The following is a 10112-nucleotide window of genomic DNA, read 5'->3' on the forward strand; positions in this document are numbered from 1 at the left end:
GAAAGGTTTAGCAGCGGTTGCGCACACTGCCTCCCAGTTCTCGCCACCTTGCAACACCGAAAGGAAAAGCACCATGAAAAAGACCGTTCTGACCCTGGCCGTCGCCGCCGCTGCTGCCGCCGCATCCGCCCTGCCTTCCATGGCCTGGGCGCTGACGGCCCAGGAGGCCGCCAACGTGATCACCCAGCACCAGTACGTCGCGCCGCAAGACCTGCAAAAGCGGTACGGCTACTGGTCTGCCGACGCGGTCGCCCTCGACGGCCTGCGCGTCGACGTGCTGGTCAATGACGCGGACGGCAGCCTCACCACCGTGCGCAAGAGCGACATCGGCAAGACGCTGCCCAGCGTGGACCAGGTATCGCAGGCGCTGCGCGCCAAGGGCTACCAATTCGTGTACGACGTGGAATTGGACGATGGCTTCTGGGAAGCCAAGGCGCGCCAGTCCGCCAACCAGGGCGAGAAGGTGGAGTTCGTGCTGCACCCGGTGACGCTGGAGGTGCTGAGCCAGGTGGGCCGCAGCGGCGGCACGGTCAACAACCAGCCAGTGCTGAGCGCCGACCAGGTGCGCCAGGCCCTGGAGCAGGTCGGCTACACCCGCGTGCGCGGCATCGAGTACGAAGACGGCTACTGGGAAGCCGAAGCCACCAACATGGCCGGTCTGAACATGGAACTGCGCGTGGAGCCCACCACCGGCAAGGTGATCAGCGAACGGCTGGACGACTAAAGGCGCCCGCACCGGCCCTGAAAAAAGCACCGGGCCCCGGCATGCATGTGCATGCCGGGGCCCGGTCGTTTGGCGTTGCTGGCCAGCCATTGCCGCTGGCCGGCGGCCGGTTACTTCGACAGGTCCAGCCGGTACTTGGACATGCCCTTGCCCGAGCCGTCGTCCGCCGCCATCAGCGTGACGTTGGCCAGGCCCGCGGCCTGGGCCACGGGCAGCGCGTTGGCGCCGGAGCTGAACACCACCGGGCCGGCCGTGGCCACCTTGGTGAAGCGCCAGCTCTTGGCCGCGCCGTTGGCGGCACGGGTCACGTTGGCGTTCTTGCGGATGTAGTCGATCACCACGTCGCGGTTGGCGTCCGGCGAGGCCCAGATGGTGCCCGAGCCGTCCAGCTTGTCGATGAAGCTCTTGCCGCTGGTGGCGCGGTAGTTGTTGGTGGCGATCACGAACTCCTGCGCCGCATTGATGGGCTGGCCCTTGTAGGTCAGGTTCTTGATGCGGCGGCCGGTGGGCTGCGTCACGTCGATCTCGTACTGCACGTCGGCCGTGGTGAACATGTCGAAGTTGTAGCCGGGGAAGGTGCTGATGAGCTGCTGCTCGGCGGTCTTGGCCGGGTCGATCTGGTTGAAGCGCTTGGCAGCGGCCTCCAGCCAGCCCTGGATGTCGGCGCCGTTCACCTTCACCGCGTACACGGTGTTGGGGTACAGGTACAGGTCGGCGGCGTTGTAGATCGCCAGCGGCCCGGTGGCCACGTCGGTGTAGTCGGCCCCGCCCTGGAAGCCCGACTTGAACGGCGCACTCACCGACAGCACGGGCAGTTGCGCGTACTGCGGCAGGTTGGCGGCCACGTAGGCGGCCACGTAGTCGCGCTGGGCCTGGTTCACGATCTGGATCGCGCCGGGGTCGCCCACGTCGGCGAACAGCGTGCTCATGCGGAAGTCGGTGCTGCCGATGGGCGTCTTCACGTAGGCGATGGCGGCCTGGTGCTGCGTCTCGATCAGGGGGGCGACGGTGGGGTCGGCATCCACATACACCGTGGCGCCCGCGGCGTTCTTGCCCTGGATGTTGCGCAGCTCGCTCTTGGTGGCGGTCTTGTCCACCGCCCAGGCTTTGCCGTCCCACTTCAGCGCGAGCTGGATCACGCCCAGCGCCTTGCCCCACGAGCTGGCCATCACGGCGGGCACGCCGTTGATGGTGCCGGCCTTGTTGTCCACGCCGGTTTGCGAATAGGCCGGCGCGGCCGCGGTGTCGGGGAACACGCTGTGCTGGTGGCCCATGACCATGGCGTCGATGCCGGCGACCTTGGAAAGGTACAGGCCCGGGTTCTCCATGGTGGCCGAGTAGGCACCCGCATCGAGCCCGCCGTGCAGCAGGGCCACGACGATGTCGGCGCCCTTGGCGCGCAGCTCGGGCACGTATTTCTGCGCGGCTTCGACCGCGCCTTCGGTGTAGACCTTGCCTTCGAGGTAGCGCTTGTCCCAGTTCATGATGCCGGGGGTGGTGAAGCCGATCACGCCCACCTTGATGGGCAGCTTGACCTCCTTGCCGTCCGCGCCCTTGGAGACCAGCGTGCGCTCCAGGATGGTGTAGGGCTGCACCAGCGGCTTCTTGGTCTTGCTGCTGTACACGTTGGCCAGCACGGCGGGGTAGCCGGCGCCGGCGCATTTTTGCGCGGCATCGACGCCATCGACCTCCATGCCGCCGCCCAGCACCTGGTTGAGGAACGGCAGGCCGTAGTTGAACTCGTGGTTGCCCAGCGTGCCGGCATCGAAGCCCAAAGCGCCCATGGCCTTGTACATGGACAGTTGCTGGGTGCAGGGAATGGCCTTGACCACGGCCTCGTAGTCGGCCAGCGCCGTGCCCTGGATGGTGTCGCCGTTGTCGACCAGCAGCGTGTTGGCGAACTCCTTGCGCGCCTGGCGCACCAGCGTGGCGGTGCGCTCGAAGCCGTAGCTCTTGTCTTCGGCGAGCTTGAAGTAGTCGTAGCTGCGCACGTTGAAGTGCAGGTCGGTGGTCTCCAGCACAGCCAGCGTGGCGGTGGCGCCGGCGTTGTTGTTGCCGTCGTCGTTGCTGCCGCCGCAGGCGGCCAGCAGGGTGGCGGCAGCGATCACGGTGAATGCGGTGAGGGCGGTCCGGCGGGTGGCCGGCGAGAGGTCTTGGCGTGGGAGGGTGTCCAGCATGCAATGGCCTGGGTGGTGGGTAAAGGCGAGAGTGTCACGAACCCGTTTGACACTGGCATGACGCGGCCGTGGCCCGCCCGCCCGCAGTCACCGACCCGCCCGGGCCCCGCGCCCCGCCGGCCTGCGCGCCGTCAGTCCGCCGACGCGATCAGGTCCACCTCCACCGAGGCGTTCTTGGGCAGCTGCAGCACGCCAACCGAGGTGCGCGTGTGCGCCCCGGCCACCGGCCCCAGCACGTGAAAGAGCACCTGCGAGGCCGCATCGGCCACCTCGCTTTGCTGCGTGAAGCCGGGCGCGGACTGCACGTACACCGTGATGCGCGGCACGGCGCGCACCGCGTCCAGCGTGCCCAGGCTGCGCTGCAGCAGCGCCAGGGCGCGCATCACGCACACCTGGGCGGCATGCTGCGCGCGCTCCAGCGGCACCTGCGCGCCCACGGCGCCGGTGACCACCACGGTGTCGCCCACGCGCGGGATCTGGCCGCTCAGGTAGATCTGCCGGCCGTCGCGCACCAGCGGCACGTAGTTGCCGCCGATCTTGATCTCGCCATCGAAGCGGTGGCCCAGGGCCAGCGCCTGTTCTTCGAACCGTGCATCGCAGGACATGGAATATTTCCTCGGGTGTGGAACGGTGGAGGGAGTTGAAAAAAAAGTGCCCCCAGCACAATGGGTACTAGGGCATAGTGCTATTAAATGAATAGCAAACGATCCATGGGGTGCCGCGTCATCCGCCGCGGTTGCGCATCCAGTCGGCCGTGCCCATGAAGCTCTCGCGCAGCCGGGTGCGCAGCTCAGCGGGCACACCGGTCTCGCCCATGGCCTGGTCCATGCACGCAACCCACTGGTCGCGTTCCTTGATGCCGATCAAGAACGGCAGGTGCCGCGCGCGCAGGCGCGGGTGGCCGAAGCGGCTCTGGTAATGGTCCGGCCCGCCGAGCCAGCCGCACAGGAACCAGAACAGCTTGTCGCGCGCGTCCGCCAGGGTGCTGCCGTGCGCGGCGCGCAGCTCGGCATAGCCGGGCTCCAGGTCCATGAGGTCGTAGAAGCGGTCCACCAGCGCGCGGACTTTCTCTTCGCCGCCGATCCATTCGAAAGGCGTGGTGGCCGGGGCAGGCGCGGGCGGGGATTCGGGTGTGGACATGGAGGCGGGCGGGGGGAAGACGGCTAGCCCTCGATTGTAGAAAGCGCCGCCCCGCGTGCACCGCCCACCCGCAGGCAGGCGAACACCGCCACCGCCGTGAACACGGTCACCCCGGCCAGCACGCGCAGCAAGGCGGCGAAGGCGCGGCCGTAGCCCTGCAGCAGTTCGGCCTGCGAGAGTTGGGGCAGCAGCGCCCGGGCGCGGGACAGGTCCCCCGCCACGAGGGATTGGGCGGCGCGCGCCGCATCGCCCCCCGGCACTTGCGGCCACTGCAGGGCCAGCAGCGCCACCAGCCCGGCGCCCACCAGGGCCAGCGCGAGTCCCTCGCCGGCCACGCGAACGGTGTTGAAGAGGCCGGTGGCCATGCCCGCGCGCTCGGGCGGCACCACGCTCACGGCCAGCCCGTCCATCAACCCCCACGGCAGGCCGATGCCCACGCCGATCAGCAGCAGGGGCCCGGCCAGCACCGCCGTCGGCGAGCCCGGCGCGCAATCACTCAGCCACCACAACCCCACCGCGCACACGGCGAGGCCCCCGGAGGACAACGCCGCCGCCGACCACCATCGCGCGAGCCACCCCGCCATCAGGGGCACGCACAGCATGGCCGCCGACAGGGCCAGCATCAACTGCCCTGCCGCCATCACGCTCAGGCCCTCGATGCCGATGAAGCGCACCGGCAGCAGCACCAGCAGCACCACATAGGCATAGGCCGGCGCCGCCGCCAGCAGTTGCACGCCCACGAAGCGCGGGTAGCGGAACAGCGACAGGTCGAGCATGGGGTGTCGCACGCGGCGCTCGGTGCGCACGAAGGCCGTCGCCATGGCCGCAGCGCCCGCCAGCGCTGCCACCACGGGCAGGCTGGCCCAGCCGCTCTCGGGGGCCTGCAGCACGCCCAGCGTCAGCAGGGCCAGTGCCGCCGTGAAGCGGACCGCGCCCGGCCAGTCCACGCCGGCCGCGCCCGGGTCGCGCGAATCCCGCAGGAACCGCGCACCGGCCGCGCCCGCGGCCAGCGCCACCCCGGCCACGCTGAGCGCCACGGCCCGCCAGCCGCCGTGCCCCAGCAGCCACCCGGCCAGCAACGGCCCGAAGGCCAGCCCCACGCCGAAGGCGGTGCCCACCCAACTGAAGGCCCGCGTGCGCGCCGGGCCCTGCACGGCCTGCGCCAGGGCCGACGTGCCCCCGGCCAGCGCGGCTGCGGCGCCCACGCCCTGCAGCGCCCGCCACAGGTTGAAGGCCACGATGCCGCCGGCACACGCCAGCCCGACCGCGCTGAGCGCCACCACGCCCACGCCGCACAGAAAGACCCGCTTGCGCCCAAAGGCATCGGCCAGCGCGCCGCAGGCCATCAGCGTGGCGCCGAAGCTCAGCATGAAGGCGTTGGTGACCCAGGCCAGTTGCACCGGGCTGCCGCCCAGTGCATCGCGCAACGCAGGCAGGGCCACGGCCGGGCCGGTGAAGCTCAAGGGCATGGCCAGCGCGGCCAGGCACACGGCCAGGAGTTGGAGGGACACGGGGAATGCCGGCTTCGCGGCGCGGGCAGGATGTTGGGTCGGGGACATGGCGGGGACAGCGGCTTTCAGGCAGTGGACAAGGGCGCCGGCGACTCCAGGCCACCAACGCCCATGAACGATAAAAGCGATGCAATGCGATGAAAATAGGCCCCCACATCCCCAGACAAACAACCTTGGGTTGGCAATCCGAACCCATTCACACCACCCCCAACCACCATGGACAGCTTCAGCGGCCTCGAATCGTTTGTGCGCGCAGCCGATCTGTCGAGCTTCGCGCAGGCTGGGCGCGCGCTCGGCATCTCGGCCTCGGCCGTGGGCAAGAACATCGCGCGGCTGGAGCAGCAGCTCGGCCTGCGGCTGTTCCAGCGCACCACGCGCCAGGTGCGCCTCACCCAGGAGGGCGCGCTCTTTCACGAGCGCTGCCGCCGCATCCTGGATGAGCTGCAGGACGCCCGCGCGATGATGCAGGCGGCCGTGCAGGCCCCGCGCGGGCGTCTGCGGGTGAGCCTGCCGGTCATCGGCTACCGCTTTCTGCTGCCGGTGCTGCCCGAGTTCAAGGCCCTCTACCCCGACGTGGAACTGGAGCTGGACTTCAACGACCGCCTGGTGGATGTGGTGGAGGAAGGCCTGGACGTGGTCATCCGCAGCGGCGATCTGCCCGACTCGGGCCTCGTCGCGCGCCGCCTGGGGCCGTTCCGCTTCGTGCTGGTGGCCTCGCCGCAGTACCTGGCGCGGCGCGGCACGCCCCAGGTGCCGGCCGACCTGGCGCAGCACGCCTGCCTGGTGTTCAAGTTTCCCAGCGGCGGCAAGCTGCACGACTGGGTGCTGCCCGGCCTGCCGCAGCCGCTGCCCACCGAGCTGGTATGCAACAACATGGAGGCCATGCGCGGTGCCGCCATCGCCGGCATGGGCGTGGCGTACATGCCCGACTTCCTGGCCCGGGATGCCATCGAGCGGGGCGAACTGCGGCAGGTGCTGGCCACGCACCTGGTGCACACCGGGCAGTTCTCGGCCCTGTGGCCGTCGAGCCGGCAGTTGTCGCCCAAGGTGCGGGCGTTCGTGGATTTCATCGGCGAGCGGCTGTTCCAGGCGGCGCCCGCACCCACGCCGGATTGACTCCGGGCGCCGAGCATCCCCAGGCGCGCCGGGCTGCCGCACGGAAACCGCCGCCGAGCCAAGCGCGTTCGGCGAGTTTGATTATGAAAAAAGCGACGTTCCTCTCTGCCCGTGGCAGGCATAGCCTTCGGGCTTCATCCATCGGAGAGAGAGAACGAACACCATGCGCATCCGCTTCATCGCATCCCTGGTCGCCGCCGCGTTCGCCGTATCGGGCGTGGCCCACGCCGACCAGCTGGCCGACATCAAAAAGAAGGGCGAGTTGGTCGTCGGCGTGCTGGGCACCGACGAACCCAACAGCTTCATCGACCCCAAGACGCGCGAGCTGATCGGCTACGACATCGACCTGGGCAAGGTGATCGCCAGGAAGATCGGCGTCAAGCCCGTGTTCAAGCAACTGGCCGTGGCCGCGCGCATTCCCGAACTGCAGCAGGGCCACGTGGACATCCTGGCCGCATCGCTCACCCACAACAAGGAACGCGAGGCGCAGATCGATTTCTCGCTGACCACCTTCGTCACCGGCCAGAAGGTGCTGGTCAAGAAGGCCAGCGGCATCAAAGACGTGGCGGACCTGGCCGGCAAGCGTGTGGTGACGGTCAAGGGCGGCACGCAGGAGCCCAACGTGCGCAAGGCCGTGCCCACCGTGGAGGTGGTGACGTTCGAGACAACGCAGCAGGCGTTCCTCGCACTGCAGCAAGGCAAGGGCGTGGGCTACGTGAACGACGAGTCCTCGCTGATCGACGACTTCGGCAAGCTGGGCGAGCGCAACAAGGACTACGCCATCCTGCCCACCAACCTGAGCGTGGAGCCGCTGGCGCTGGGCATCAAGAAGGGCGAGACCGCCGTGAAATCCATTGTGGACGACACGCTGCGCGAGCTGGAAAAGTCTGGCGAGGCCGAGAAGATCTTCTTCAAGTGGTACGGCCCCGGCACCAAGATCCAATTCACCACCCGCCCCTTCAAGTTCGAATCGGACAAGATCGACGGCTGATGGACGCACCCATGGCGGCATGGCCGCCGGGGGCAGCGCACGGGCGGCGGGCATGCCATTGGCGCATGCGGGCCGCCGTGTGGCAGGCACCCCGGTGGCGGGCTGCCGCGCCCGCATGCCCCGCGTGCGGCGTTTTCCGAATGACTGGCATGCATGCCTTTGTTTGATTACTCCTTGCTGCTGAGCGGCAAGTACCACCTCATGATGGTGGGCGGCCTGCTGCTGTCGCTGCAGCTGCTGGCCGTCTCGCTGGTGCTGGCCCTGCCCCTGGCCCTGGTCGTGGCGCTCCTGCGCCTGGCGCCGGTGGCGCCCCTGCGCTGGGCCGGCTTCGCCTTCGTGGAGGGCATGCGCAACGTGCCGCTGCTGGCGCACCTGCTGTTCTGGTACTTCGGCGCGCCTGAACTGCTGCCCGAGGCCGCGAAGCAGTGGCTGTACGACAGCGGCCATGCCGAGGCGGCCGCGGCCGTCGTCGCGCTGTCGCTGTACACCGCGGCCTTCATGGCCGAGGACATCCGCAGCGGCATCCGCGCGGTGCCCACGGTGCAGATGGAGGCGGGGCGCGCACTGGGGCTGGGGTTCCTCGCCACCATGCGGCGTGTGGTGCTACCCCAGGCGCTGCGCGTGACCGTGCCGCCCCTCATCTCGCAGGCACTGAACCTGTGGAAGAACACCTCCATCGCCACCGTGATCGGCGTGGCCGAACTCATGTACCAGGCGGCCAAGGTGGAAAGCGCCACGTTCCGCAGCATCGAGGCGTTCGCCTTCGCGAGCGCCGCTTACCTCACGGTGTCGCTGCTCATCACGGGCCTGGCGAGCTGGTACCACCATCGCTACCCCGTGCGGATGGTTGGATGAAACACCCCCTGAGTCGCTTCGCGCCTTCCCCCTCTCTCGTCTCGCTGCGCGAGTCGGGAGGGGGACGCCCCCAGTGCGGCGGGGCGGCCCTTGCACGGGGGCACTGGCTTTGGCAGCGCCAGTTTGATGCGCCGCAGGTAATGCGCAGCGCAGTGAACAACGGATAGGCACACATGCTGGAACTGATCGATACCTACTGGCTGTACTTTCTCGTCGGCCAGTACCCCAATGGCCCGCTGGGCGGCCTGGCGCTCACGCTGCTGCTGGCGGCGGGCGCCCTGTTGCTGGCGCTGCCGCTGGGCGTGCTGTTCGGCCTGGCGCGCGTGAGCCCGTGGCGCTCGGTGCGCTGGCCGGTCACGGCCATCGTCTTCGTGGTGCGCGGCACGCCGCTGCTGATGGTGGTGTTCTGGGCCTATTTCTTCCTGCCCAGCGTGACGGGGGTGAAGACCGACCAGTTCACCACCATGCTGGTCGCGCTCGTGGTGTTCAACGCGGCCTACCTGGCCGAGATCGTGCGCGCCGGCATCCGGGGCCTGCCGCGCGGGCAGATGGAATGCGCCCGCGCCCTGGGCCTATCGTACCCCCGCGCCATGCGTCGGGTGGTGCTGCCGCAGGCGCTGCGCAACATGCTGCCTTCGCTGGTGAACCAGTTCGTCGTCACCATCAAGGAGACCTCGCTGGGCTACATCATCGGGCTCACGGAGGTGGCCTTCATCGCCACGCAGATCAACACCCAGGTCTTCATCCGCCCGGCCGAAGTGTTCGGCATCCTGGGCCTGACCTATTTCGTGCTGTGCTTCGGCCTGTCGCGCCTGGCCTACGCGCTGGAGCGCCGGCTGGCGCGGCGCGCGGCCCCCTCCTCTTCTTCCGGACTCCGAGCGACATGATCGAACTGCACGGCGTGAACAAGTGGTACGGCAGCTACCACGCCCTGGTGGACTTGACCGAAACCATCGCCCAGGGCGAGGTGGTCGTGGTGTGCGGGCCCTCGGGCTCGGGCAAGTCCACGCTGATCCGCACGCTCAACCGGCTCGAACCCATCCAGGGCGGGCACATCCTGATCGGCGGGCAGCCCATCCACGGGCCGGGCGTGGACGTGAACGCGCTGCGCTCGCGCATCGGCTTCGTGTTCCAGCAGTTCAACCTGTTTCCGCACCTGTCGGTGCTGCACAACTGCACGCTGGCCCCTATCCAGTTGCGTGGCCTGTCGCGCCAGGCGGCCGAGCAGCGGGCCCTGGCCCTGCTGGACCGCGTGGGCCTGGCGCACAAGGCGCAGGCATGGCCCAGCGAACTCTCGGGCGGCCAGCAGCAGCGCGTGGCCATCGCCCGCGCCCTGGCCATGGAGCCGCCGCTTATGCTGTTCGACGAGCCCACCAGCGCGCTGGACCCCGAGATGGTGGGCGAGGTGCTGGTGGCCATGCGCGATCTGGCCCAGGGCGGCATGACCATGGTCTGCGTGACGCACGAAATGGGTGACCCGTCCTGGAATAGGTTGACACCTATGCGGGACTGAACCCTAGCCGTAATTGGCTTGCAAGAGACGCCCGGTGCACCGCATCGGGCGTTTTGTATTCTAGGGACAGGTGGGGCCGCTGCTC

General features: G+C 69.0%; 9 protein-coding genes and 1 pseudogene. 6 read left to right on the top strand and 4 right to left on the bottom strand.

The features are described from left to right. Positions 1–73 precede the first annotated feature (73 nt). Positions 74–724 (top strand): PepSY domain-containing protein, encoded by a 651-nt coding sequence (locus AVMA1855_RS24090; protein ID WP_284393518.1) that lies wholly within the window; start codon positions 74–76, stop codon positions 722–724. Between the two features lie 110 nt (positions 725–834). Here AVMA1855_RS24090 and AVMA1855_RS24095 read toward each other — a convergent pair whose 3' ends face one another. From AVMA1855_RS24095 to AVMA1855_RS24110, 4 genes are all read right to left on the bottom strand, one after another. Beyond that, the gene (locus AVMA1855_RS24095) at positions 835–2901 is read right to left on the bottom strand and encodes a bifunctional 2',3'-cyclic-nucleotide 2'-phosphodiesterase/3'-nucleotidase (RefSeq protein WP_284427625.1); all 2067 of its coding nucleotides are present in this window, start codon (positions 2899–2901) and stop codon (positions 835–837) included. Between the two features lie 131 nt (positions 2902–3032). After that, positions 3033–3506 carry a RidA family protein gene (locus AVMA1855_RS24100; protein WP_284393513.1) on the bottom strand — a complete coding sequence of 158 codons (474 nt, stop codon included), beginning with the start codon at positions 3504–3506 and terminating at the stop codon, positions 3033–3035. A gap of 118 nt (positions 3507–3624) precedes the next feature. Further along, positions 3625–4041 (bottom strand): group II truncated hemoglobin, encoded by a 417-nt coding sequence (locus AVMA1855_RS24105; RefSeq protein ID WP_284427626.1) that lies wholly within the window; start codon positions 4039–4041, stop codon positions 3625–3627. Between the two features lie 23 nt (positions 4042–4064). Further along, entirely contained in the window at positions 4065–5600 is a 1536-nt protein-coding gene (locus tag AVMA1855_RS24110) for an MFS transporter (protein WP_502870374.1), read from the bottom strand. A gap of 168 nt (positions 5601–5768) precedes the next feature. Here AVMA1855_RS24110 and AVMA1855_RS24115 point away from each other — a divergent pair, with 168 nt between their 5' ends. From AVMA1855_RS24115 to AVMA1855_RS24135, 5 genes and pseudogenes are all read left to right on the top strand, one after another. Further along, complete coding sequence (locus AVMA1855_RS24115) at positions 5769–6668, top strand: LysR family transcriptional regulator (protein ID WP_284427628.1); 900 nt, start codon at positions 5769–5771, stop codon at positions 6666–6668. A gap of 163 nt (positions 6669–6831) precedes the next feature. Next, positions 6832–7659 carry an ABC transporter substrate-binding protein gene (locus AVMA1855_RS24120; protein WP_284427629.1) on the top strand — a complete coding sequence of 276 codons (828 nt, stop codon included), beginning with the start codon at positions 6832–6834 and terminating at the stop codon, positions 7657–7659. A gap of 153 nt (positions 7660–7812) precedes the next feature. Continuing rightward, positions 7813–8514, top strand: a complete 702-nt coding sequence (locus AVMA1855_RS24125) for an amino acid ABC transporter permease (RefSeq protein ID WP_284427630.1) — start codon at positions 7813–7815, stop codon at positions 8512–8514. 173 nt (positions 8515–8687) lie between these two features. Beyond that, complete coding sequence (locus AVMA1855_RS24130; protein ID WP_284427631.1) at positions 8688–9401, top strand: amino acid ABC transporter permease; 714 nt, start codon at positions 8688–8690, stop codon at positions 9399–9401. Further along, positions 9398–9988, top strand: a pseudogene (locus AVMA1855_RS24135) (amino acid ABC transporter ATP-binding protein); the annotation flags it as partial. The gene AVMA1855_RS24130 and the pseudogene AVMA1855_RS24135, both read left to right, overlap by 4 nt. Positions 9989–10112: the final 124 nt, after the last annotated feature.

Source organism: Acidovorax sp. SUPP1855 (genome assembly GCF_030158955.1).
Taxonomy (GTDB): domain Bacteria; phylum Pseudomonadota; class Gammaproteobacteria; order Burkholderiales; family Burkholderiaceae_C; genus Paracidovorax.